This window comes from Streptococcus downii, assembly GCF_004353325.1.
GTDB lineage: Bacteria > Bacillota > Bacilli > Lactobacillales > Streptococcaceae > Streptococcus > Streptococcus downii.
In genome coordinates, this window is record NZ_MZNX01000009.1 from 20,527 (window position 1) to 43,648 (window position 23,122).

Below are 23,122 nucleotides of genomic sequence, written 5' to 3' on the forward strand. Positions count from 1 at the left end.
TCTTATGGTCTATTTCCAAAGATCTCTTTGAGGTCTGCATCTGTAATCCCGATCATTGCTGGAATGCTGGACCAGTTTTCCTCGGTGAGGATGTAGGATAGAGGAGAGTTCTCATGATTTGTCGTTTCGGTAGGGACTGGGCTGGTTTGGTCAACTGAATCGACCAGATCCTGAAAGCGTTCAATCAGATAGGTCTTGCGAGCAGTCCCGATATGCTTGACTGCATAGTCAAAGGCCTGTAATTCGCCAAGAAGGATGAGCTTGCTCTTGGCCCGTGTAATAGCTGTGTAGATGAGATTTCGCTCCAGCATGCGCTTGCTAGCACTAGTGATGGGCAGGATGACAACAGGAAACTCACTTCCCTGAGACTTATGGATACTCATGGCATAGGCTAGTCGAATCTTGTACCATTCATTTCGAGGGTATACGACTTCATTGCCATCAAAATCAATGACAATCTCGTCTTGTTTGGACTCGGTGTATTTTCCAGGAATCAAATCTGTGATGTAGCCTAGGTCTCCGTTAAAGACATTGACTTCGGCATCGTTGACAAGGTGAATGACCTTGTCCCCTGTTCGATAGTGGCACTGGGGAGCTTCAAAACTGAGTTGATCTTTTTGTGGTGGATTGAGCAAATCTTGCATGAGTTGGTTTATAGCGTCAATACCAGCAGTTCCTCGATACATAGGCGCCAATACCTGAATATCACGAGCCGGAATGCCACTTCTGAGGGCAGCACCAAGAATTTTCTCAATCGTAGCTGGGATATGGCCGCTAGCGATTTCAAAGTAGGAGCGGTCAGCTTTTTTCTGAGTAAAGTCAGCTGGCAAGATTCCCTGTCGAATCTGACTAGCCAAGGTGACGATAGTTGATTCTTCGCTCTGACGGTAAATCCGTTCCAAGCGAGTCTGCGGAATCAGGGGTATCTGGAGCAGGTCAGCCAGGACTTGTCCAGGACTGACAGACGGTAGCTGGTCACTGTCTCCCACGATGAGAATTTTACTGTTAGAAGAGATGTTAGAGAAGAGTTGGCTAGCTAGCCAAGTATCCACCATAGAAAACTCATCTACTATGATAAAGTCGGCATCCAGATAATCTTCCAGATGAATGGTATCATCGTCTCCCGTCATTCCCAAATGGCGGTGAATGGTCGCGCTGGGCAAACTTGTTAATTCATTCATGCGTCGAGCTGCTCGACCAGTTGGAGCTGCTAGAAGGATAGGCAGGTTGCTTTTTTTTCTGAGGTCAAGTCCCTCTAAGAGAGCATAAACAGCGATAATCCCATTGATAACAGTCGTCTTGCCCGTACCAGGTCCACCTGTTAGGATAAAGACCTTGTTCTGGATAGCATCGCAGATAGCCTGTTTTTGGATGCTATCGTATTGGATACCCAGTTCCTCCTCGACAGTAGCGATATGCTTTTGAATGGTTTCTAAATCCTGATTTTTCTGTTTTCCTTTTTCAAGGATACGAACCAAGTGACTGCGAATACCTTCCTCGGCGAAAAAGAGGCTGTTATCAAAGATCTTGGTATCAATCTGCTGAACCTTATCTTCTTCGATGAGGTAGGAAAGCTCTTGGGCTACTTGGCTGGGGTCCAATTCCACGGGTCGGGAAGACTCGAGGAGAGTCAGGGTCTGTTCCAGCAAATCTCGGGCTTCCATGTAGGTATCGCCCGTATTCATACAGCCTTGAAAGAGACTGTGGACAAGGCCAGCACGAAAGCGCTCAGGAGCCTGACTTTCGATGCCAAGTTCCTCCGCTAGTTGGTCAGCAATGGTAAAGCCCAATCCCTTGATATCCTCGACCAGCTGGTAGGGATAATTTTCAACCACATCAAGAGTTTCTTCCTTGTAAAAGTCTTGAATCTGAAAGGCTAGTTTATTGGGAATGCCGTAGTTGGCTAGTTTTGCCAAGACCATTTCTGTCCCATAGTTGAGACGGAGGGTAGAGACGAAAGCCTCACGGTTTTTGGCAGAGAGTCCTACAATGCTTTCTAGCTTTTCAGGATGCTCCAGAATTTCGTCTATGGTATTTTCACCATAGATATCAACGATTTTTTGGGCCGTTTTGAGACCAATTCCCTTGAAATGGCTGCTAGAAAAGTATTTGACAAGCCCTTTTCGAGTCGGTTTTGCTCGTTCATAGCGGCTGATTTGCAGTTGTTCTCCGTACTTGGAGTGTTGAACGATTTGTCCCCAAAAAGTGTAGTCTTCGCCCTCAATCACGTCAGCCATGGTTCCTGTAACGATGATTTCAAAATCGTCAAAGTCCTCCGCATTGGTATCTTCGATATCTAGGAGGAGGATGCGATAAAAATTACTGACATTCTCAAAAATAATGCGTTCAATGGTGCCTGAAAAATAAACTTCCATAGGTTTCCTTTTTGATAGAAAAAGAGCTGGGATAGAGCTCTCAGTTAGGCTTTTCTTGGATCTGGAACTTGGTACAAGATATCGCCAAGTTGCAATCTAATCCTAAAAGGCTAACTCAAAAAGACTATCACAGCATCTGGTTGCTGGTTTTAAAAGATTCCGATACGGTTGAGTGGCCAGAAACGGAATTTGGCTTCCCCTTTGATTTGACTGGCCTTAAAGGTTCCAACATGGCGACTGTCACTAGAAACCAAGCGATCATCTCCAAGGAGGAGGTATTCACCTTCAGGTACTGTAAAGCTGAAGCTAGTGTTGAAATTTACATCGACAGTAAAGGCCTGAGCCTTCTGAGCAAGGCTTCTAAAATAGACTCCCTTATCCCCTTCAAAGCCTTTCCCTGAATAGGCGTTTTGTAGTTTATCATTTTTAAACTGTTGGAGGTAGTCTGCTAGGTAAGGTTCGTCGGTTTCTTGATTGTTGATAAAGAGTTTGTCGTTTTCGTAGCGAATGGTATCACCAGGCATGCCGATGACGCGTTTAACGATGTCTTTATTTCCATCATCTTCATGGGCAACTACAATGTCAAAGCGGTTAATAGGGAGGTGCTTGACGACAAAGAGAATCTCTCCATCAGCTAGGGTCGGATCCATAGAGTGCCCTTCCACACGGACATTGGTCCAGAGAAAGAGACGACTGAGACCAACGAGTATAATGATAAGGAACGTAAGTCCCCACTCTTTTAGAAATGTTTTAAAATAATTCATAACTTACCTTTCTAGCAGTGCTTTGGCTTTTTCAGTATTTTTAAAATGAAGCTTGGCACAGAAGTTGAGCCCTTTCATGCCATAGGCTTGAAGGATTTTGCTAGCAACCTTATCAGATGCAGTTCCAGCGCCACTTGGCAGTTGATAGCCTAGTTCTCGTCCAAGATTTTCCAAGCTTTCGAGGAAGAGATACCGCGCGATGATGGAACTAACAGCAACAGCCAGGTATTTTCCCTCGGCTTTTTCTTCCAAACTAATCTTGTTTGGAAAACGGTTGGCTTCTTGCGCCAAGTATTTGTCATAGTTTTTAGGATTTGTAAAAGCATCAATCACGATTTTTTCTGGCTGAACTCCTTTTTGGAGAAGGAGAAAGATAGCCTGATTGTGAAGGGAAACCTTTACAGAAACAGCATTGTAACGCTCTTCGATAACTTCGTTGTACTTGCTCGGTGAGAGAAGGAGCGCTTGATGCTGGATCTTTTCCTTGAGGATAGGTGCAATCTGACGAATCTTTTGGTCTGTCAGGGTTTTAGAATCCCCCACACCGAGTTTTCGTAAGAAGTCATGCTGGTCAGGTGTTACAAAGGAGGCCACGACAGCAAGCCCACCAAAGTAGGAACCATTTCCCACCTCATCAGTCCCAATCATAGGAAAATCTTGTCCACTGTTTTCTTGTTGAACTTGGTAACCAAAGAAACTGGCGTACTGCTCAGCAGCTTCGCCCTGCAGGAGGACTTTTCCAGAAGTATAGATGGAAACCGTTGCCTGAGGGAAGCGCAAAAAATAGCGAATATAAGGATTTTTACTAGGGGCGAGAGCCTTCTGATACTGACTTAAAAAGCTCTGAATTTCCTGTTCATTTGGTGTGAGTGTGATACTTGCCATAGTCTCTATTGTACCACAAAAGCAGGAGAATTGGTAAAAACTGACAAAGTTAGCGAAATTTGGTATAATATCGTGAGGTGAATTTTATGGCAAATCTAAATCGATATAAGTTTACATTCGGGAAAAAAACATTAACCTTGACAACCGAGCATGACAATCTTTTTATGGAGGAAATTGCCAAGGTTGCGACTGAAAAATACCAAGCAATTAAGGAACAAATGCCCGGGGCGGATGATGAAACCATTGCCCTCCTTTTAGCCATTAACAGCCTATCGACGCAGCTTAGTCGCGAGATTGAGTTTGACGATAAGGAGCAGGAGCTTAAAGACCTTAGAAATAAGCTAGTGGCTGTCAAGCAAGAGCAGAGCAAGATTGAGGATTCCCTATGATTTCGATCCTTCTCTTACTGGTTCTAGCTTGGGGTTTTTACATCGGCTACCGTAGAGGTTTGGTGCTACAAGTTTATTATTTCCTCGTGGCAGTGATTTCAGCCTTTATTGCTGGGCAGTTTTATAAATCGCTGGGAGATCAATTTCACTTGCTTGTCCCTTATGCTAATCCTCAGGAAGGGCAGGGTACCTTTTTCTTCCCTTCAGCCCAGCTTTTTCAACTAGATAAAGTCTTTTATGCGGGTCTGGCCTACCTCCTAGTTTTCGGAATTTGTTACAGTATCGGACGTTTTATCGGTTTGTTTCTTCATTTGATTCCAGTTAAAACACTAGGTGGCAAGTGGTTCCGGGTTAGTGCGGGGACTTTGTCTCTATTGGTAACCTTATTTGTCTTGCAAATGGCTTTGACCATTCTTGCAACTGTACCTATGGCAGCCGTTCAGAATTCACTTGAAAAAAGTATCGTAGCTAAACACATCATCCAAAGTATCCCCTTTACGACAAACTTTATCAAACAACTCTGGGTGACAAATTTAATCGGATAAAAAGGGCAGGATTTTTCCTAGCCCTTTGTTTACAGATTGGAGAACTAGGTCAAAAACCTCTAATTACTATAATCTTGTAAACAAATACACAAGGAAAAAATATGAATACAAAAATACTAGAAACCTTAGAATTTAATAAAATCAAGGCCTTGTTTGAACCTCATCTCCTGACAGAACAAGGACTAGAGGAGCTAAAAGGTTTGGCTCCAACTGCCAAGGCGGATAAGATCAAACAAGCCTTTACAGAGATGGAGGAAATGCAGGCGCTTTTTGTGGAGCAACCTCACTTTACCATCCTAGCGACACGTGAGATATCAGCGATTTGTAAGCGTCTGGAGATGGGGGCGGACCTCAATATCGAGGAGTTCCTGCTCCTCAAACGGGTTTTGCTTGCTAGCAGAGAGTTGCAAGGTTTTTATGCCAATCTCGAAAATGTTCGCTTGGAACAATTGGCGAGATGGTTTGAAAAACTACATGATTTTCCACACTTGCAAGGGAGTCTTCAATCTCTAAATGATGTAGGATTTATAGAAAATTTCGCCAGTGAAGAGCTAGCACGCATCCGTCGGAAAATCCATGATAGCGAGAGTCAAGTTCGAGATGTCTTGCAAGACTTACTTAAACAAAATGCGCAGATGTTGACCGAAGGAATCATTGCTAGCAGAAATGGCCGTCAGGTTTTACCTGTCAAGAACACCTATCGTAATAAGATTGCAGGTGTTGTCCATGATATCTCTGCTAGTGGTAATACGGTTTATATCGAGCCACGGGAGGTCGTCAAACTGAGCGAAGAAATCGCTAGTTTGCGAGCTGACGAACGCTATGAGATGATTCGCATCCTGCAGGAACTATCAGAACGGGTCCGCCCTCATGCTGCAGAGATTGCTAATGACGCTTGGATTATCGGCCATTTAGACTTGATTCGTGCCAAAGTGCGTTTCATTCAAGAAATGCAAGCAGTTGTTCCTCAACTTTCAGAGAATCAAGAGATTCAACTCCTTCATGTTCGCCATCCTTTGGTCAAAAATGCTGTTGCAAACGATGTACACTTTGGCAAGGAATTAACGGCCATTGTCATTACAGGTCCCAATACAGGTGGGAAGACCATCATGCTCAAAACCCTTGGCTTGACTCAACTCATGGCCCAGTCAGGCTTGCCCATTTTAGCTGATAAAGGAAGCCGTGTCGGTATTTTCGAGGAAATCTTCGCGGATATTGGGGATGAGCAGTCTATCGAACAAAGCTTGTCTACCTTCTCCAGCCACATGACCAATATCGTAGATATTCTTGGCAAGGTCAACCAACACTCGCTCTTATTGCTAGATGAGCTTGGGGCAGGTACCGATCCGAAGGAAGGAGCAGCTCTTGCCATGGCTATTCTGGAGGATCTTCGCTTACGTCAGGTCAAGACCATGGCGACGACCCACTATCCAGAGCTTAAGGCTTATGGTATTGAAACAGCCTTTGTGCAAAATGCCAGCATGGAGTTTGATACAGCTAGTTTGCGTCCGACTTATCGCTTTATGCAGGGAGTTCCTGGCCGAAGTAATGCCTTTGAAATTGCCAAGCGTCTGGGCTTGTCAGATGTCATCGTGGGAGATGCCAGCCAGCAGGTTGATCAGGATAATGATGTCAACCGCATCATTGAACAATTGGAAGAGCAAACGCTTGAAAGCCGTAAACGCTTGGACAATATTCGTGAGGTGGAGCAAGAAAATCTCAAGATGAACCGTGCTCTTAAAAAACTCTACAACGAGCTCAATCGTGAAAAGGAAACTGAGCTCAACAAGGCGCGTGAACAGGCTGCTGAGATTGTGGAACTAGCGCTAAGTGAGAGTGACCAGATCCTGAAAAATCTTCACAGTAAGTCTCAGCTTAAACCCCACGAAATCATTGAAGCCAAGGCTGAGCTGAAAAAACTGGCCCCTGAAAAAGTCGACTTGTCCAAAAACAAGGTCCTTCAAAAGGCCAAGAAAAAACGGACTCCAAAGGTGGGGGATGATATTGTGGTCCTCAGTTATGGACAACGTGGAACCTTGACCAATCAGCTTAAGGACGGTCGCTGGGAAGCCCAAGTTGGTTTGATCAAGATGACCTTGGAAGAGAAAGAATTTGACCTTGTTCAGAACCAACAAGAAGCCCCAGTCAAGAAAAAACAAGTCAATGTTGTCAAACGAGCTTCTGGTCGTGGTCCGCAAGCCAGACTGGATCTCCGAGGCAAACGGTACGAAGAAGCCATGAATGAGCTGGACGCCTTTATCGATCAAGCCTTGCTTAATAACATGGCGCAGGTAGACATTATCCATGGTATCGGTACAGGAGTCATCCGCGAGGGTGTCACCAAATACCTACAAAGAAACAAGCATGTCAAGAGTTTTGGCTATGCCCCACAGAATGCTGGAGGCAGTGGTGCCACCATTGTGACTTTTAAAGGGTAGAGAAAGAAGGATTCGCCCTTTCTGAAAAAAGAAGTGAAATGTTAAAAATTTTCATAGAAAATATTGACAAAAACTAACTTTTCTTGTAAAATAATAAAAAATTAAATACCAACACCGAATGAAGTTTAATAGAAGTGGAGAAAGGTTTGTTTTCCATGACTGTAAATGGACGGAACTCTGGAGAGACCGTAAAGGCACCGAAGGGGCAAGGCAGGTAACTGCTCAAACTCTCAGGTAAAAGGACAGAGCTAAGATAGAGCGTTTTTTGCATTTATCTAGGCATTCCAGAGTACATGTATCTTGCATGTGCTCTTTCTTTTGGGGTTGAAAGATAGGAGTAGGATATGTTAGAATTGCTAAAAGCGCTTGATGCTTTCGTTTGGGGACCTCCCCTCTTAATCTTATTGGTCGGGACAGGTATCTATTTGACCATCCGACTAGGCCTTTTGCAGGTGGCTCGTCTCCCTAAGGCCTTTCAGTTGATTTTTACCAAGGACAAGGGACATGGCGATGTGTCGAGCTTTGCAGCTCTTTGTACAGCTCTAGCTGCCACCGTTGGTACGGGAAATATCATCGGAGTCGCGACAGCCATTAAGGTTGGAGGACCAGGGGCCCTCTTTTGGATGTGGATGGCGGCCTTCTTTGGGATGGCGACCAAGTATGCTGAAGGTTTGCTGGCTATCAAGTATCGCACTAAAGATGCAAATGGGGCTGTAGCTGGAGGGCCCATGCACTACATTCTTTTAGGAATGGGAGAAAAGTGGCGTCCCCTTGCAATCTTCTTTGCCCTAGCGGGTGTATTGGTAGCCCTTCTAGGGATTGGTACCTTTACCCAAGTCAATTCGATTACAGAATCCATTCAAAATACGGCTCAAGTTGATCCAGCTATCACAGCTCTGATTTTATCCATTTTTGTAGGGATTGCCGTCTTTGGTGGCCTCAAATCCATATCAAAAGTTTCGACAGCAGTGGTTCCTTTTATGGCTATTGTCTATATTTTAGGAACTCTTACAGTTATTCTCTTTAATATCGAGAAAATCCCGGCCACACTTGCCCTCATTTTTACTTCAGCCTTTAGTCCAGCTGCTGCGGTGGGTGGTTTTGCAGGTGCCAGCATTCGGATGGCTATCCAAAATGGTGTGGCGCGTGGCGTCTTTTCTAACGAATCTGGTCTTGGTTCAGCTCCCATTGCAGCGGCTGCAGCTAAGACTAATGAGCCTGTAGAGCAAGGCTTGATTTCCATGACAGGAACCTTTATTGATACTTTGATTATCTGTACTCTGACAGGTCTAACAATCTTAGTAACTGGTGTTTGGAGCGGAGATTTAAATGGTGTTGCCTTGACCCAGTCAGCCTTTTCAACAGTTTTTTCACACTTTGGTCCTGCTCTTTTGACTATTTTCCTTGTGCTCTTTGCCTTTACGACAATCCTCGGTTGGAACTATTACGGAGAGCGTTGTTTCGAGTTTCTCTTCGGTGTTCGTTTTATCTGGCTTTACCGTGTAGTCTTTGTACTCATGGTCTTGTTGGGAGGATTTATCGAGTTGGATATGGTTTGGATTATCGCAGACATCGTCAATGCCCTGATGGCTTTACCAAACTTGATTGCCCTCTTAGTCTTGTCGCCAGTCGTCATTGCTGAGACTAAAAAGTATTTTAAACACTAACCCAATCACACTTTTAGTGTGATTTTTTCATTTCATAGATATTTCTTATCAAGGCGATTGAAAATATATATTATCCAAGTGGAAAATTCTATGATAGACTAAATGACAATAAAATGAAAAGAGGTTTCTTATGACAACATTTACCATCCACACAGTAGAATCAGCACCAGCAGAAGTGAAAGAAGTTCTTGAAACAGTACAAAAAGACAACAATGGCTATATTCCCAACCTAATCGGTCTCTTGGCTAATGCTCCTACCGCGCTTGAAGCCTACCGAACTGTCGGAGCCATCAACCGTCGCAATAGCCTGACACCAGTGGAACGCGAAGTAGTGCAAATCACAGCTGCCGTAACCAATGGTTGTGCTTTCTGCGTCGCAGGTCACACAGCCTTTTCAATCAAACAAATCCAGATGAATGATGATCTTCTTCAAGCCCTCCGCAACCGTACTCCAATTGAGACAGATCCAAAACTAGATACTCTAGCTAAGTTTACCTTGGCGGTCATCAATACCAAAGGGCGTGTGGGAGATGAAGCCTTGACTGAATTTTTGGAAGCTGGCTACACGCAACAAAATGCCTTGGATGTGGTTCTCGGTGTCAGCTTAGCCAGCCTTTGCAACTATGCTAACAACCTAGCCAATACGCCTATTAACCCAGAATTACAACCCTATGCCTAGTTCGAATCCTAAATAAAAAATGAAGGCTGATCTACCCAGTCTTCATTTTTCTGTGCTATTTTAAAGGCTTTTATGCTATACTGATAATAATATGATTAACGGAGGTTGCCATGAAAAAACTCCCCTTGGTATTTTCTGGTTGTTTGTTAGGTTTGGCAGGTGCAGGAAACTTGATTGCGGATACTTGGCCTGTTCTGTCGCATTTATTGAGTCTGACTGGTTTAATTTTGTGTATTTTCTTTCTGATTCTTCATCTTTTTAATTGGGAAGAAACCAAGCAAGAATTGACCAAGCCCCCTCTTTTATCTGGAATGGCTACTTTTCCCATGGCTGGGATGATTTTATCGACTTATGTCTTTCGTTTGTTTCCTCATCTTCCTTTGATATCACAAGGGCTCTGGTGGTTTTCCTTTCTCTTGGACCTCGCTTTAATCACTTACTTTACCATTAAATTTGCCTGTCCAGGCAAGAGAGTCAATGCGACTCCTAGCTGGACGGTGCTCTATGTGGGGATAGCAGTAGCTGCCTTGACCTATCCTCTGGTAGGCATCGTTGAAATTGCCTATGCAACCTTGATTTTTGGTTTTGTCTTGACCTTCTATCTCTATCCGCTTATTTATAGGGATTTAAAGAAACATCCACTCCCAATGGCCTTGCTTGGACAAGAAGGAATCTACTGTGCTCCCTTTTCCCTACTCTTGGCCTCACTAGTTCGAGTTGGAGGGGCAAGCTTGCCAACATGGCTCTTGATCGTCATGATCCTAGCGTCTCAATCTTTCTTTTTCTTTGTTTTAACTCGCCTGCCCAATATTTTAAAACAAGGCTTTCAACCAGCTTTCTCAGCCTTAACCTTCCCAACCATCATCACAGCTACATCGCTTAAAATGGCTCAGGGAATTTTGAAACTTCCTTTTCTGGATTATTTGATATTGGCTGAAACCCTCCTTTGCTTAAGTATTTTACTCTTTGTCTTGAGTGGTTATCTAATTTGGTTACGAAAAAAGGTCTAGCTATCTTCTAGCTAGGCCTTATTTTTTATGGTTTGATAACTTCAGCTCCACCCATATATGGACGAAGAACTTCAGGGATGGTCACAGAACCATCTGCGTTTTGGTAGTTTTCAAGAATAGCAGCCACTGTACGTCCAACTGCAAGTCCAGAACCGTTCAAGGTGTGAAGGAGTTTCACTTTGCCATCGGCTTCATCACGGTAACGGATTTGAGCACGACGAGCTTGGAAATCTTCTGTATTTGAACAGCTTGAGATTTCACGGTAGGTATTTTGGGCTGGAATCCAAACTTCCAAATCGTAAGTCTTGGCAGCTGAGAAGCCCATATCTCCAGTAGAGAGCGCGACCACACGGTATGGAAGATTAAGCTTTTGAAGAATATTTTCAGCGTTGGCTGTCATTTTTTCTAATTCTTCATAAGATTCTTCTGGTTTGGCAAATTTGACCATTTCAACCTTGTGGAATTGGTGCAAACGAATCAAGCCACGTGTGTCACGGCCTGCTGAACCTGCTTCAGAACGGAATGATGGGCTCATAGCAGTGAAGTAAATTGGTAGGTCTTTTCCATCAAGGATTTCATCACGGTAGTAGTTTGTAAGAGGCACTTCAGCTGTAGGAATGAGGACATAATTAGTGTCTTTCAATTCAAAAGTGTCTTCCTTGAATTTTGGATATTGACCAGTACCAAACATAGAATCATGGTTGACCATGTAGGGAGTGATGACTTCGGTATAACCTTCTTTGCCATGCTCGTCCAACATGAAGTTGTAGATAGCACGTTCCAAACGAGCCCCAAGTCCTTTATAGAAGAGGAAACGAGCCCCCGTCACTTTTCCACCACGTTCCCAGTCAAGGATACCAAGGTCTTCCCCAAGATCCCAGTGAGCTTTTGGCTCAAAGTCAAACTCGCGTGGAGTTCCCCAACGGCGAACTTCGACGTTGTCATCCTCATCAGCTCCAACAGGAACGCTGTCAGCTGGGATGTTTGGAAGAGTAGTGGTAAATTCTGTCAATTTAGCATCGATTTCTGCCAATTCAGCATCGAGAGATTTTACTTCAGCAGAGAGAGCTTGCATAGCAGCAATCTTGTCATCAGCATTTTCCTTATTACGCTTGGCTTGAGCAATCTCTGCAGAAACTGTGTTACGTTCTGCCTTGAGATTTTCAACTTTGACCAAGATGTCACGACGTTTAGCGTCGATTTCTTTCATCTCGTTCAAGACTGCAGCATCTACACCACGTGTAGCCAATTTTTCAGCGACAGCATCAAAGTCTGTACGAATACGTTTGATATCTAACATAAGAACTCCTTTATGAAAAAAGCACACCTAACAAAGCGTTGGAGTGGCAGGGCCACGGTTCCATCCAACTTCACAGGTGTGCACTTGATTCTGTATTTAATTGTGAATAACGGTAGAATTTCACCTATCCCTCCTATCTGCTCGCAGCACCCGCAGACTTTCTGAAAGAAGAGGATAACCTACTTATCCGTTGCTATGATTATACTAAAGTTTCTACTTTTTTGCAAATAGATTTTTAAATTTTTGTCCAATGGTCTGGAGTAAAGTAGGAAGTTTCACAACTTTGTCATTACCAAGTTTTTCTCGAGCGATTTTGAGAATAGCTCCAGAGTCTTTGGAAGCAAAGAGGAATTTTCCTTGATCAGTGAAGACTTCAAAGTGGCGACTGATTTTGCGACCAGTTACGTTGGCTCCGATTTGCTGAATGTTGGACCAGGGAATTTGGATATATTGTTCGACGTTGACATCAGGATAAAACTCTAAGGCTTGATTCCCGACTAGAAATTTTCCAACCTTTCCAGAGATAGAGAGGTAAGATGTTCCAGTGGTTTGGAGGTCAATGACTTTATTGAGAGATTGGGCCATGATCAGTCTTCCTTACTTTCATCGAAAAAGGCATGGTAGAGAGCCTTGATAGCTGCTTTTTCTTGATCTTTATTGACAACAAACATGATGGAAACTTCACTTGAACCTTGGGACATCATCTGGATGTTGATTTTATTCTCAGACAAAGCACGTGTTGCAGTAGCAGTTACCCCGATATGACTCTTCATCTTTTCTCCGACAATCATAATGATTGAAAGGTCATGTTCGATTTCGGCATGGTCCACTTCAGCCTTTTGAACGAGCTGACGTAGAATTTCTTCTTCTTTGATAGGAGTCAACTCACGGGAGCGGAGAATGATCGAAAGATCGTCGATACCTGTTGGCATGTGTTCCCATCCGATGTTAAGATCTTCGAGAATTTGCAGAACCTTGCGTCCAAATCCAACTTCACGGTTCATGAGGTATTTCGACATGTTGATGCTGACAAAGCCAGAATCACCAGCGATTCCAACGACTGGGAATTTATCACTGCTATGCTTTAGAACGATACGAGTACCCGGATGGTCAGGGTTATTGGTGTTTTTGATAACGAGAGGAATTTTCCCACGGTAAGCGGGTAGAAGAGCTTCATCATGAAGAACTGAAAATCCAGCATAAGCCAACTCACGCATTTCACGGTAGGTCAATTCAGGGATAGAATGAGGCTGGTGAATGATACCTGGATGGGCAGCAAAGATACCGTCTACGTCCGTAAAGTTTTCATAGAGATCAGCCTTAACACCGGCAGCGATGATGGAACCAGTTATGTCGGATCCACCACGGGAGAAGGTACAGATTTGATTTTCTTTAGTGACCCCAAAGAAACCAGGAATAACAAGGACTTCGTTGCTGTCAGCCAAGCCTTCAATCTTGTCATAACTAGAGGGAATGATGCGAGCATTCCCAGGTTCGCTTGTTACGATAATTCCCGCTTCTCTAGGGTGAACATAGCGCGCATCGATGCCGTTTTGGTTAAAGTAAGCTGCGATAAGTTTGGCATTGTTGTTTTCTCCAGCTGCTAGGAAGGTGTCATAGAGAAAGTCATTTTCCTCAATAGGAAGAGTCGCTAAGGCACGGATGCTTTTAGAAATTTTTTCTAGAACTGATGGTTTTAAGCCTAGTTCGCTCACCATAGCCGCATAGCGATCGATGATCCAGTTTTGGCTCTTGCTGATATCATTTCCTGCTACATAATCACGATAGTATTTGATCAAGGCATCTGTAACCTTGGTATCCTCAGAATTGCGTTTACCCGGTGCAGAAACGACCACAAAACGGCGCTCTTTATCGCTTTTAACGATGTTTAAAACTTTTTCTAACTGACTAGCAGAGGCAAGAGAGCTTCCGCCAAATTTTACAACCTTCATAGGGACTCCTCAAGTAAGTATTTTATACGATTATAGCAGAAAGAGGGCCTTTTTTCAATGAAGAAAATAGTATAGTCTTTAGGATAAAGTGAGCGTTTTGATCAGCCGAGACACTTTCGATTGGTTTTCTCTTGCCTCTTTATCTAAAAAAAGGTATACTTTGACAATGAAATAATTTTATCACCTTATAAAAGGAGAAGCTATGAATCATATCTTATATCAGATCCTAGATGATCTTGCTATCATTACTTTGAATCGTCCCGAAGTGGCAAATGGTTTCCATATCCCAATGTGTGAGGAGATTTTAGAAGCTTTAACCTTAGCAGAACAGGATCAAGCTGTTCAGTTTATCTTGATTAACGCGAATGGGAAGGTCTTTTCAGTTGGGGGAGATTTGGTTGAGATGAAGCGTGCAGTGGATGAGGATGACATTCCTTCTTTGAATAAGATTGCAGAATTAGTCAATACAATCTCCTATAAAATTAAGCAGATCCCTAAACCTGTTTTGATGGAGGTAGATGGAGCAGTTGCTGGTGCTGCAGCCAATATGGCAGTAGCAGTCGATTTTTGTTTGGCGACTGATAAGGCAAAATTTATCCAAGCCTTTGTTGGAGTGGGATTGGCGCCAGACGCTGGTGGGATCCATCTCTTGAGTCGTAGTATCGGAGTAACACGGGCTGCGCAACTTGCCATGACAGGAGAAGCTTTGACTGCGGAAAAAGCACTGGAATGGGGCGTGGTATACCGTGTTTGCGAGGCAGATAAGCTAGAAAAGACAAGAGAACAAGTTCTGAAGAAATTAAGACGAGGCTCAGCAAACTCATACGCAGCCATTAAAAAGTTGGTTTGGGAAAGCCAATTTAAGGATTGGCAGAATTATGCTGAACTGGAATTGAAACTGCAAGAATCTTTGTCTTTAACTGAAGATTTTAAAGAAGGAGTTCGAGCTCATTCTGAAAGAAGACGACCAAAATTTTCAGGAAAATAAAAAAATACTTGCGCAATTCTTTGAAGTTTGATATACTTTTTTTGTCAAATGTTTTGAATACAAAAGTTTTTTTGAGAAGGAGGGAATACTTTGGACTACCAACAAGTGAATGAGTATTTAACATCTATTTTTAATAATGTCCTTGTGATTGAGGAGGTTAGCTTACGAGGTAGTCGTTTCAAAGACATCTCCATCAAAGAAATGCACACGATTGATGTGATTGGCAAGTTCCCAGAGGCGACACCAAGTAAGGTTTCTAAAGAACTGATGGTCACTCTTGGAACTGTTACGACCAGCTTGAATAATCTCGAAAGAAAAGGTTATGTTGAGCGCATTCGTTCTGATCAGGATCGTCGTGTGGTCTATCTGCATTTGACAAAGAAAGGTCGTTTGGTTCACCGCCTTCATAAACGTTTCCACAAGGCCATGGTCGAAAAAATTATCGATGGTATGAGTTCTGAAGAAATAGAAGTGATGGGCAGGGGCTTGACTAATCTTTATCAATTTTTGGAGGATTTGAAATAATGGCTTTTGCAAAAATAAGCCAGGTTGCTCATTATGTTCCAGAGCAAGTGGTCACTAATCAGGACTTGGCTCAAATCATGGATACAAGCGATGAGTGGATTTCAAGTCGGACAGGAATTAAACAGAGACATATTTCAAAAACGGAATCTACAAGTGACTTGGCGACAGAAGTTGCGAAGAGCTTGCTAGATAAAGGGAGCTTAACAGCGGATCAGATTGATTTTATCATTGTAGCGACGATTACCCCAGACTCGATGATGCCTTCCACAGCAGCTCGAGTTCAGGCGAATATCAGAGCGCATAGAGCTTTCGCCTTTGATCTGACAGCAGCTTGCAGTGGCTTTGTATTCGCTCTCTCAACTGCAGAAAAGTTTTTAAGTTCTGGACAGTTCAAAAAAGGGATTGTTATCGGGGCTGAAACCTTATCCAAGGCAGTTGATTGGTCTGATCGTTCGACAGCCGTTCTCTTTGGAGATGGTGCTGGTGGCGTTCTCTTGGAAACGAGCGAAACACGGCACTTCCTCGTGGAAAGTCTCTATACAGATGGCTCTCGGAGCGAGTGTTTGACCTATGGTCAAACGGCTTTGGCTTCTCCTTTCTCAGATCAAGAAGCAGTTCCTGCTTTTTTGAAGATGGATGGACGAGCAGTTTTTGATTTTGCAAATCGTGATGTTGCTAGATCGATCAAAGAGACTATTGAAAATAGTCCAATCGCAGCATCGGAATTGGATTATCTCTTGCTTCATCAGGCAAATATCCGCATTTTGGATAAGATGGCTAAGAAAATCGGTTTAGACCGAGACAAGCTTCCTGCCAATATGATGGAGTATGGAAATACCAGTGCTGCAAGCATCCCGATTTTGCTCTCAGAGTGTGTGGAGAATGGCAAGATTCGTTTAGATGGTAGCCAGACTATTCTCCTATCAGGCTTCGGCGGAGGTTTGACATGGGGCACACTCATTCTCACAATCTAGGTAATCATGTGGTAAACACATAGTTATAAATTTTTTATATTTTAAAGGAGTCCTATCATGGCAGTATTTGAAAAAGTACAAGAAATTATCGTTGAAGAACTTGGGAAAGACGCATCAGAAGTAACACTTGAATCTACTTTTGATGATTTGGATGCAGATTCATTGGACTTGTTCCAAGTAATCTCTGAAATCGAAGATGCTTTCGATATCCAAATCGAAGCAGAAGATAACTTGAAAACAGTTGGTGACTTAGTTGCCTACGTTGAAGAACAAACAAAATAATTAACATATTACTAGAAGGAGTAGGGGAAACCCGCTCCCTCTTGTTTAGGTAATAGTTTGAAACTCAAATGATAAACTCATCGAACTATTACGTAAGCAAGGAATGATGGAGGCACTATGAAAACACGTATTACAGAATTATTGAACATTGATTATCCTATTTTTCAAGGAGGAATGGCCTGGGTTGCAGATGGTGACTTAGCTGGTGCGGTATCAAAAGCTGGTGGTCTAGGGATCATCGGTGGTGGGAATGCACCTAAAGAGGTCGTAAAGGCTAATATCGATAAAATCAAATCACTTACGGACAAACCTTTTGGTGTCAACATCATGCTCTTGTCCCCTTTTGTAGAAGACATTGTTGATCTCGTCATAGAAGAAGGGGTCAAGGTGGTTACAACTGGTGCAGGAAATCCAAGTAAATACATGAACCGTTTCCATGATGCAGGAATTACAGTTATTCCTGTTGTTCCAAGTGTTGCTTTGGCAAAACGTATGGAAAAAATTGGTGCAGATGCAGTTATTGCAGAAGGAATGGAAGCCGGTGGACATATTGGGAAACTAACAACTATGACCTTGGTACGCCAAGTTGCTGCAGCAGTTTCAATTCCAGTTATCGCAGCTGGAGGAATTGCGGACGGTGAAGGTGTCGCTGCAGGCTTTATGCTTGGTGCTGAGGCCGTTCAAGTTGGTACGCGTTTCGTAGTAGCTAAGGAATCTAACGCCCATCCAAACTACAAGGAAAAAATCTTAAAAGCGCGTGATATCGATACGACTATTTCAGCTCAACACTTTGGACATGCTGTTCGTGCCATTAAAAACCAGTTGACACGTGACTTTGAACAGGCTGAAAAAGATGCCTTTAAACAAGAAAATCCAGATTTAGAAATCTTTGAACAAATGGGAGCTGGTGCTCTTGCTAAAGCCGTTGTTCATGGAGATGTAGAAGGTGGATCTGTCATGGCAGGTCAGATCGCTGGTTTGGTTTCTAAAGAGGAAACTGTCGAAGAAATCCTAAAAGATCTATACTATGGCGCAGCCAAAAAAATTCAAGAAGAAGCCGCTCGTTGGGCAGGAGTTGTAAGAAATGACTAAAACAGCCTTTCTATTTGCAGGTCAAGGTGCTCAGCATCTAGGAATGGGGCGTGATCTCTATGATCGCTATCCTATCGTCAAGGAAACAATTGACCAAGCCAGTCAGGTTTTGGGTTATGACCTTCGTGATTTGATTGATAAGGAAGAAGTCAAGTTAAACCAGACTCGCTATACGCAACCAGCTATTTTAGCGACTTCGGTTGCTATTTACCGACTATTGAAAGAAAAGGGTTATCAGCCGGATATGGTAGCAGGATTGTCTCTTGGGGAATATTCTGCTCTTGTAGCAAGTGGTGCCTTGGACTTTGAAGAGGCAGTTACCTTGGTTGCTAAGCGTGGTGCTTATATGGAAGAGGCTGCACCTGCAGGTTCTGGAAAGATGGTTGCCGTCCTAAATACTCCAGTAGAAGTGATCGAGGAAGTTTGTGAAACAGCCTCTAAAGTTGGAGTAGTGACTCCAGCCAACTACAACACCCCAAGCCAAATCGTTATCGGTGGTGAGGTGGCTGCGGTTGACCGCGCAGTTGAACTCTTGCAGGAAGCAGGAGCAAAACGATTGATTCCTTTAAATGTATCTGGTCCTTTCCATACAGCTCTTCTTGAGCCAGCCAGTCAGCAACTAGCTGTTGCTCTTGAGGGAGTGAGTTTCTCTGATTTTACTTGCCCACTAGTCGGCAATACGGAAGCTGCTGTTATGGAAAAAGATCGAATCCAAGAGCTCTTGACGCGTCAGGTGAAAGAACCTGTTCGTTTTTATGAAAGTATTGCAGTGATGCAGGATGCTGGGGTAACCAACTTTATTGAAATTGGTCCTGGTAAGGTCCTATCAGGCTTTGTCAAAAAGATTGATAAATCAGCTAAGCTAGCTAATGTTGAAGACCAAGCAAGCTTGGATGCTTTGTTAGGAAACTAATGACCCCTTCTCCCACAAAATACAACAGGAAACAGGAGAGATAGAATGCAACTTACAAACAAAAATGTCTTTGTAACAGGTTCAAGTCGTGGTATCGGACTTGCCATTGCTCACAAATTTGCCCAACTAGGCGCTAATGTTGTTTTGAATAGTCGAGGAGCAATCTCAGAAGAATTGCTGGCTGAGTTTTCAAACTACGGCGTCAAAGTAGTACCGATCTCAGGTGATGTTTCAGACTTTGCAGATGCCAAGCGTATGGTAGATCAAGCGATTGCAGAACTCGGTTCCGTCGATGTCTTGGTAAACAATGCTGGCATTACCCAGGATACGCTTATGCTCAAGATGACCGAGGAAGACTTTGAAAAAGTGATTAAGATCAACTTGACAGGTGCCTTTAACATGACGCAAGCAGTCTTGAAACAGATGATCAAGGCACGTGAAGGTGCGATCATCAATATGTCCAGTGTGGTCGGTCTGATGGGAAATATCGGACAAGCCAACTATGCAGCTTCTAAAGCGGGTTTGATTGGTTTTACCAAGTCAGTTGCACGTGAAGTTGCCAATCGCAATGTGCGCGTAAATGCTCTTGCACCAGGAATGATAGAGTCAGATATGACCGCTATTTTATCTGATAAGGTCAAGGAAGCGACATTGGCACAAATCCCAATGAAACATTTTGGTCAAGCAGAACATATCGCAGATGCTACAGTGTTCCTGGCTGGACAGGATTATTTGACTGGACAAGTTCTCGCCGTTGATGGCGGACTTAGCATGTAAAAAATAAGGAAAGATATAGGTAAGACAGATGAAACTAAATCGAGTTGTAGTAACAGGTTACGGATTGACCTCTCCTATCGGAAATACTCCAGAAGAATTTTGGAACAGTTTGCAAACTGGGAAGATTGGAATTGGAGAAATCACTAAGTTTGACCACAGTGAATTTGCTGTGCACAATGCGGCAGAAGTTCAAGATTTCCCATTTGATAAATACTTTGTTAAAAAAGATACCAACCGTTTTGACAACTATTCTTTGTATGCCTTGTATGCGGCTCAAGAAGCGGTGACAAATGCAAATCTTGATGTAGAAGCAATCGATAAAGATCGCTTTGGTGTTATCGTAGCTTCTGGTATTGGGGGAATTAAAGAAATCGAAGATCAGGTTATCCGTCTTCATGAAAAAGGTCCAAAACGCGTTAAACCAATGACACTTCCAAAAGCCTTGCCAAATATGGCTTCAGGAAATGTTGCCATGCGTTTCGGAGCAAACGGTATCTGTAAATCAATCAATACTGCCTGTGCCTCATCTAACGATGCCATTGGGGATGCCTTCCGCTCTATCAAGTTTGGTTTCCAAGATGTCATGTTAGTTGGTGGATCAGAATCATCTATCACTCCTTTTGCTATCGCTGGTTTCCAAGCATTGACTGCCCTATCAACTACAGAGGATCCAACTCGTGCTTCTATCCCATTTGACAAAGACCGTAATGGTTTTGTGATGGGAGAAGGTTCAGGAATGTTGGTTCTTGAAAGCCTTGAACATGCTGAAAAACGTGGGGCAACTATCTTGGCTGAAGTAGTTGGTTATGGTAATACCTGTGATGCTTACCATATGACTTCACCTCATCCAGAAGGTCAAGGCGCGATTAAGGCGATTAAATTGGCTTTGGAAGAGGCAGAAATTTCTCCAGAGCAAGTGGCTTACGTCAACGCCCACGGAACTTCAACTCCTGCTAATGAAAAAGGAGAAAGTGGTGCAATCGTAGCTGTCCTTGGTAAAGAAGTACCTGTATCTTCAACCAAGTCCTTTACAGGACACTTGCTTGGTGCTGCAGGGGCCGTAGAAGCGATTGCTACTATTGAAGCCATGCGTCATAACTATGTACCAATGACAGCTGGGACAAGCGAGTTATCAGATTATATCGAAGCGAATGTCGTTTATGGACAAGGCTTGGAGCAAGAAATCCCTTATGCTATTTCAAATACTTTTGGTTTTGGTGGACACAATGCGGTTCTTGCTTTCAAACGTTGGGAGAATAAATAATTATGAATTTAAATGAGATCAAGGACTTGATGGCTCAATTCGACCAATCAAGTTTGAGAGAATTTTCTTATAAAAACGGAGCGGACGAATTGCAGTTCAGTAAGAATGAAGCAAGAATGGCTTCTGAAGCTCCAGCTCAAGTTGTTCCAGCACCAACTGCAGTAGCGGCAAGTCCAGTAGTTTCTACCCCTTCAACTCCAGTAGATAGTGCAGTGGAAGAAGCTCCAGTACCAGCTGAAACGACGGTTGCTCCGGAGGGTGATGTTGTTGAGAGTCCACTTGTAGGGGTGGCTTACTTGGCTGCTGGACCAGATAAACCTGCCTTTGTCACAGTCGGAGACAGTGTTAAAAAAGGTCAGACTTTGGTGATCATCGAAGCCATGAAGGTCATGAATGAAATTCCTGCACCTAAGGATGGTGTGGTGACAGAAATTCTCGTTTCAAATGAAGAAATGGTTGAGTTCGGTAAAGGATTGGTACGCATCAAATGATCGATATTCAAGGAATCAAAGAAGCTCTACCTCATCGCTACCCCATGCTCCTAGTGGATCGTGTCTTGGAAGTGAGCGAGGATACTATTGTTGCCATTAAAAATGTGACCATCAACGAACCTTTCTTTAATGGTCATTTTCCTCAATACCCAGTCATGCCAGGTGTCCTTATTATGGAAGCCTTGGCCCAGACTGCTGGTGTCTTGGAATTGTCCAAACCTGAAAATAAAGGGAAACTGGTCTTCTATGCTGGCATGGACAAGGTTAAGTTCAAGAAGCAAGTTGTACCAGGTGACCAATTAGTCATGACGGCTACTTTTGTCAAACGTCGTGGTACGATTGCTGTGGTTGAAGCAAAGGCTGAAGTAGATGGTAAGCTTGCAGCGAGTGGTACTCTTACCTTTGCAATTGGAAACTAAGGAGGTTCTCCATGTTTCGTAAAATTTTGATTGCCAACCGTGGTGAGATTGCGGTTCGCATTATTCGAGCTGCGCGTGAATTGGGCATTGCAACCGTAGCAGTTTATTCAACTGCTGATAAGGAAGCCCTTCACACACTCCTAGCGGATGAAGCTATCTGTATCGGACCTGGTAAGGCGACAGAGTCTTATCTCAATATCAACGCTATTTTATCTGCTGCAGTCTTGACTGAAGCAGAAGCCATCCACCCAGGTTTTGGTTTTCTTAGCGAAAACTCCAAGTTTGCCACGATGTGTGATGAAGTGGGGATTAAGTTTATCGGCCCTTCTGGCGCTGTAATGGATACCATGGGAGATAAGATCAATGCGCGTGAGCAAATGATCAAGGCTGGGGTTCCAGTTATCCCAGGATCTGATGGTGAAGTTCACACGGCTGAAGAAGCCCTTGCAGTTGCAGAAAAAATTGGTTATCCAGTCATGCTAAAAGCATCGGCAGGTGGTGGTGGAAAAGGGATTCGTAAGGTTGAAAAGGCAGAAGACTTGGTCGCAGCCTTTGAAACAGCATCCAGTGAAGCTAAGGCCAATTTTGGAAATGGCGCAATGTATCTTGAGCGTGTGATTTATCCAGCTCGTCATATCGAAGTTCAGATCCTTGCGGATCAAGAGGGGCATGTTGTCCATCTAGGAGAACGGGACTGTTCACTCCAACGGAATAACCAAAAGGTCTTAGAAGAAAGTCCGTCCATTGCGATTGGCAAAACACTTCGTAATGAAATTGGTGCTGCGGCCGTTCGTGCAGCAGAGTCTGTAGGCTATGAAAATGCAGGGACGATTGAATTTCTTCTCGATGAAGCGAGTGGCAATTTCTACTTCATGGAAATGAATACTCGTGTGCAAGTGGAACACCCAGTCACAGAGTTTGTTTCAGGTGTTGATATCGTGAAGGAACAGATTCGCATTGCTGCCGGGCAACCTTTACCTTTCAAACAAGAAGATATCGTCCTACGAGGTCATGCTATCGAGTGCAGGATCAATGCGGAAAATCCAGCATTTAACTTTGCTCCAAGCCCAGGTAAAATTACCAATCTTTATCTACCAAGTGGTGGAGTTGGCTTGCGCGTGGACTCAGCAGTTTATCCAGGCTATACCATTCCTCCTTACTATGATAGTATGATTGCCAAAATCATTGTTCATGGGGAGAATCGTTTTGATGCCTTGATGAAGATGCAACGGGCACTTTATGAACTTGATATTGAAGGAGTGCAAACCAATGCAGACTTCCAGTTGGATCTGATTTCAGACCGCCGAGTTATCGCTGGTGACTACGATACTTCCTTCTTGATGGAAACTTTCTTGCCAAAATACCAAGAAAAAGAATAGACTTTCAAAGAGTA

At 43.5% G+C, this 23,122-nt stretch carries 23 protein-coding genes and 1 riboswitch; of the genes, 17 read left to right on the plus strand and 6 right to left on the minus strand.

The annotated features are described in order from the left end of the window. Window positions 1-2: 2 nt before the first annotated feature. The 3 genes from recD2 to rnhC form a co-directional block, all read right to left on the minus strand. On the minus strand, window positions 3-2,375 hold the full coding sequence (gene recD2 / locus E2R31_RS06290) for an SF1B family DNA helicase RecD2 (RefSeq protein WP_132973500.1): 2,373 nt from the start codon (window positions 2,373-2,375) through the stop codon (window positions 3-5). A gap of 149 nt (window positions 2,376-2,524) precedes the next feature. After that, window positions 2,525-3,139: a signal peptidase I gene (lepB, locus tag E2R31_RS06295; RefSeq protein ID WP_001105831.1), complete on the minus strand. Its 615-nt coding sequence runs from the start codon at window positions 3,137-3,139 to the stop codon at window positions 2,525-2,527. A 3-nt stretch (window positions 3,140-3,142) separates the two neighbouring features. After that, window positions 3,143-4,024 (minus strand): ribonuclease HIII, encoded by an 882-nt coding sequence (rnhC, locus tag E2R31_RS06300; protein WP_084947005.1) that lies wholly within the window; start codon window positions 4,022-4,024, stop codon window positions 3,143-3,145. An 86-nt stretch (window positions 4,025-4,110) separates the two neighbouring features. On the opposite strand from rnhC, the gene zapA reads away from it, so the two are divergent. The 6 genes from zapA (at window position 4,111) to E2R31_RS06330 (ending at window position 10,752) form a co-directional block, all read left to right on the plus strand. After that, window positions 4,111-4,413, plus strand: coding sequence for a cell division protein ZapA (gene zapA / locus E2R31_RS06305; protein ID WP_000002027.1), 303 nt, complete (start codon window positions 4,111-4,113; stop codon window positions 4,411-4,413). Further along, complete coding sequence (locus E2R31_RS06310) at window positions 4,410-4,958, plus strand: CvpA family protein (protein ID WP_132973502.1); 549 nt, start codon at window positions 4,410-4,412, stop codon at window positions 4,956-4,958. The genes zapA and E2R31_RS06310 overlap by 4 nt, the downstream gene beginning before the upstream one ends. A gap of 101 nt (window positions 4,959-5,059) precedes the next feature. Then, window positions 5,060-7,396, plus strand: coding sequence for an endonuclease MutS2 (locus E2R31_RS06315; protein ID WP_132973504.1), 2,337 nt, complete (start codon window positions 5,060-5,062; stop codon window positions 7,394-7,396). Window positions 7,397-7,563: 167 nt separating this feature from the next. Then, window positions 7,564-7,652: riboswitch (glycine riboswitch) on the plus strand. Between the two features lie 88 nt (window positions 7,653-7,740). After that, on the plus strand, window positions 7,741-9,063 hold the full coding sequence (locus E2R31_RS06320; RefSeq protein ID WP_000891446.1) for an alanine/glycine:cation symporter family protein: 1,323 nt from the start codon (window positions 7,741-7,743) through the stop codon (window positions 9,061-9,063). Between the two features lie 130 nt (window positions 9,064-9,193). Beyond that, window positions 9,194-9,742: a carboxymuconolactone decarboxylase family protein gene (locus E2R31_RS06325; RefSeq protein ID WP_033680925.1), complete on the plus strand. Its 549-nt coding sequence runs from the start codon at window positions 9,194-9,196 to the stop codon at window positions 9,740-9,742. Window positions 9,743-9,852: 110 nt separating this feature from the next. Further along, window positions 9,853-10,752, plus strand: coding sequence for a TDT family transporter (locus E2R31_RS06330; RefSeq protein ID WP_132973506.1), 900 nt, complete (start codon window positions 9,853-9,855; stop codon window positions 10,750-10,752). A 25-nt stretch (window positions 10,753-10,777) separates the two neighbouring features. Here the strand turns inward: E2R31_RS06330 and serS are convergent, their stop codons facing one another. The 3 genes from serS to E2R31_RS06345 form a co-directional block, all read right to left on the minus strand. Next, on the minus strand, window positions 10,778-12,052 hold the full coding sequence (gene serS, locus E2R31_RS06335; protein ID WP_132973508.1) for a serine--tRNA ligase: 1,275 nt from the start codon (window positions 12,050-12,052) through the stop codon (window positions 10,778-10,780). A gap of 213 nt (window positions 12,053-12,265) precedes the next feature. Further along, entirely contained in the window at window positions 12,266-12,637 is a 372-nt protein-coding gene (locus tag E2R31_RS06340; RefSeq protein ID WP_132973510.1) for a DUF956 family protein, read from the minus strand. A gap of 2 nt (window positions 12,638-12,639) precedes the next feature. Further along, complete coding sequence (locus E2R31_RS06345) at window positions 12,640-14,004, minus strand: aspartate kinase (protein ID WP_000869649.1); 1,365 nt, start codon at window positions 14,002-14,004, stop codon at window positions 12,640-12,642. 202 nt (window positions 14,005-14,206) lie between these two features. Here E2R31_RS06345 and E2R31_RS06350 point away from each other — a divergent pair, with 202 nt between their 5' ends. From E2R31_RS06350 to accC, 11 genes are all read left to right on the plus strand, one after another. After that, a complete protein-coding gene (locus tag E2R31_RS06350; RefSeq protein ID WP_093586704.1) occupies window positions 14,207-14,992 on the plus strand; it encodes an enoyl-CoA hydratase in 786 nt (261 codons plus the stop codon). Between the two features lie 90 nt (window positions 14,993-15,082). Then, the gene (fabT, locus tag E2R31_RS06355; RefSeq protein ID WP_000386342.1) at window positions 15,083-15,517 is read left to right on the plus strand and encodes a fatty acid biosynthesis transcriptional regulator FabT; all 435 of its coding nucleotides are present in this window, start codon (window positions 15,083-15,085) and stop codon (window positions 15,515-15,517) included. Further along, window positions 15,517-16,491 (plus strand): beta-ketoacyl-ACP synthase III, encoded by a 975-nt coding sequence (locus E2R31_RS06360; protein ID WP_132973512.1) that lies wholly within the window; start codon window positions 15,517-15,519, stop codon window positions 16,489-16,491. The genes fabT and E2R31_RS06360 overlap by 1 nt, the downstream gene beginning before the upstream one ends. 57 nt (window positions 16,492-16,548) lie before the next feature. Beyond that, window positions 16,549-16,773 (plus strand): acyl carrier protein, encoded by a 225-nt coding sequence (locus tag E2R31_RS06365; RefSeq protein WP_000257840.1) that lies wholly within the window; start codon window positions 16,549-16,551, stop codon window positions 16,771-16,773. Window positions 16,774-16,890: 117 nt separating this feature from the next. Beyond that, complete coding sequence (fabK, locus tag E2R31_RS06370; RefSeq protein ID WP_132973514.1) at window positions 16,891-17,865, plus strand: enoyl-[acyl-carrier-protein] reductase FabK; 975 nt, start codon at window positions 16,891-16,893, stop codon at window positions 17,863-17,865. Further along, on the plus strand, window positions 17,858-18,778 hold the full coding sequence (gene fabD, locus E2R31_RS06375; protein WP_132973516.1) for an ACP S-malonyltransferase: 921 nt from the start codon (window positions 17,858-17,860) through the stop codon (window positions 18,776-18,778). The genes fabK and fabD overlap by 8 nt, the downstream gene beginning before the upstream one ends. A gap of 45 nt (window positions 18,779-18,823) precedes the next feature. Beyond that, entirely contained in the window at window positions 18,824-19,555 is a 732-nt protein-coding gene (fabG, locus tag E2R31_RS06380; RefSeq protein ID WP_132973518.1) for a 3-oxoacyl-[acyl-carrier-protein] reductase, read from the plus strand. A gap of 28 nt (window positions 19,556-19,583) precedes the next feature. Then, window positions 19,584-20,819 carry a beta-ketoacyl-ACP synthase II gene (gene fabF / locus E2R31_RS06385; protein ID WP_000774050.1) on the plus strand — a complete coding sequence of 412 codons (1,236 nt, stop codon included), beginning with the start codon at window positions 19,584-19,586 and terminating at the stop codon, window positions 20,817-20,819. Window positions 20,820-20,821: 2 nt separating this feature from the next. Then, on the plus strand, window positions 20,822-21,310 hold the full coding sequence (gene accB / locus E2R31_RS06390; protein ID WP_132973520.1) for an acetyl-CoA carboxylase biotin carboxyl carrier protein: 489 nt from the start codon (window positions 20,822-20,824) through the stop codon (window positions 21,308-21,310). Continuing rightward, a complete protein-coding gene (gene fabZ / locus E2R31_RS06395; protein WP_000565515.1) occupies window positions 21,307-21,729 on the plus strand; it encodes a 3-hydroxyacyl-ACP dehydratase FabZ in 423 nt (140 codons plus the stop codon). Before accB ends, fabZ begins: the two co-directional genes overlap by 4 nt. Window positions 21,730-21,740: 11 nt before the next feature. Beyond that, window positions 21,741-23,108, plus strand: coding sequence for an acetyl-CoA carboxylase biotin carboxylase subunit (accC, locus tag E2R31_RS06400; protein WP_000488665.1), 1,368 nt, complete (start codon window positions 21,741-21,743; stop codon window positions 23,106-23,108). Window positions 23,109-23,122: the final 14 nt, after the last annotated feature.

Excerpts from the sequence above, each read along its gene's own strand:
- zapA (WP_000002027.1), top strand. The coding sequence starts at position 4,111 with ATGGCAAATCTAAATCGATATAAGTTTACATTCGGGAAAAAAACATTA.
- lepB (WP_001105831.1), bottom strand. The coding sequence starts at position 3,139 with ATGAATTATTTTAAAACATTTCTAAAAGAGTGGGGACTTACGTTCCTT.
- E2R31_RS06330 (WP_132973506.1), top strand. The coding sequence starts at position 9,853 with ATGAAAAAACTCCCCTTGGTATTTTCTGGTTGTTTGTTAGGTTTGGCA.
- E2R31_RS06320 (WP_000891446.1), top strand. The coding sequence starts at position 7,741 with ATGTTAGAATTGCTAAAAGCGCTTGATGCTTTCGTTTGGGGACCTCCC.
- E2R31_RS06325 (WP_033680925.1), top strand. The coding sequence starts at position 9,194 with ATGACAACATTTACCATCCACACAGTAGAATCAGCACCAGCAGAAGTG.
- accC (WP_000488665.1), top strand. The coding sequence starts at position 21,741 with ATGTTTCGTAAAATTTTGATTGCCAACCGTGGTGAGATTGCGGTTCGC.
- fabD (WP_132973516.1), top strand. The coding sequence starts at position 17,858 with ATGACTAAAACAGCCTTTCTATTTGCAGGTCAAGGTGCTCAGCATCTA.
- accB (WP_132973520.1), top strand. The coding sequence starts at position 20,822 with ATGAATTTAAATGAGATCAAGGACTTGATGGCTCAATTCGACCAATCA.
- fabG (WP_132973518.1), top strand. The coding sequence starts at position 18,824 with ATGCAACTTACAAACAAAAATGTCTTTGTAACAGGTTCAAGTCGTGGT.
- E2R31_RS06345 (WP_000869649.1), bottom strand. The coding sequence starts at position 14,004 with ATGAAGGTTGTAAAATTTGGCGGAAGCTCTCTTGCCTCTGCTAGTCAG.
- E2R31_RS06350 (WP_093586704.1), top strand. The coding sequence starts at position 14,207 with ATGAATCATATCTTATATCAGATCCTAGATGATCTTGCTATCATTACT.
- rnhC (WP_084947005.1), bottom strand. The coding sequence starts at position 4,024 with ATGGCAAGTATCACACTCACACCAAATGAACAGGAAATTCAGAGCTTT.
- E2R31_RS06360 (WP_132973512.1), top strand. The coding sequence starts at position 15,517 with ATGGCTTTTGCAAAAATAAGCCAGGTTGCTCATTATGTTCCAGAGCAA.
- E2R31_RS06310 (WP_132973502.1), top strand. The coding sequence starts at position 4,410 with ATGATTTCGATCCTTCTCTTACTGGTTCTAGCTTGGGGTTTTTACATC.
- recD2 (WP_132973500.1), bottom strand. The coding sequence starts at position 2,375 with ATGGAAGTTTATTTTTCAGGCACCATTGAACGCATTATTTTTGAGAAT.
- fabZ (WP_000565515.1), top strand. The coding sequence starts at position 21,307 with ATGATCGATATTCAAGGAATCAAAGAAGCTCTACCTCATCGCTACCCC.
- E2R31_RS06340 (WP_132973510.1), bottom strand. The coding sequence starts at position 12,637 with ATGGCCCAATCTCTCAATAAAGTCATTGACCTCCAAACCACTGGAACA.
- E2R31_RS06365 (WP_000257840.1), top strand. The coding sequence starts at position 16,549 with ATGGCAGTATTTGAAAAAGTACAAGAAATTATCGTTGAAGAACTTGGG.
- fabK (WP_132973514.1), top strand. The coding sequence starts at position 16,891 with ATGAAAACACGTATTACAGAATTATTGAACATTGATTATCCTATTTTT.
- serS (WP_132973508.1), bottom strand. The coding sequence starts at position 12,052 with ATGTTAGATATCAAACGTATTCGTACAGACTTTGATGCTGTCGCTGAA.
- E2R31_RS06315 (WP_132973504.1), top strand. The coding sequence starts at position 5,060 with ATGAATACAAAAATACTAGAAACCTTAGAATTTAATAAAATCAAGGCC.
- fabF (WP_000774050.1), top strand. The coding sequence starts at position 19,584 with ATGAAACTAAATCGAGTTGTAGTAACAGGTTACGGATTGACCTCTCCT.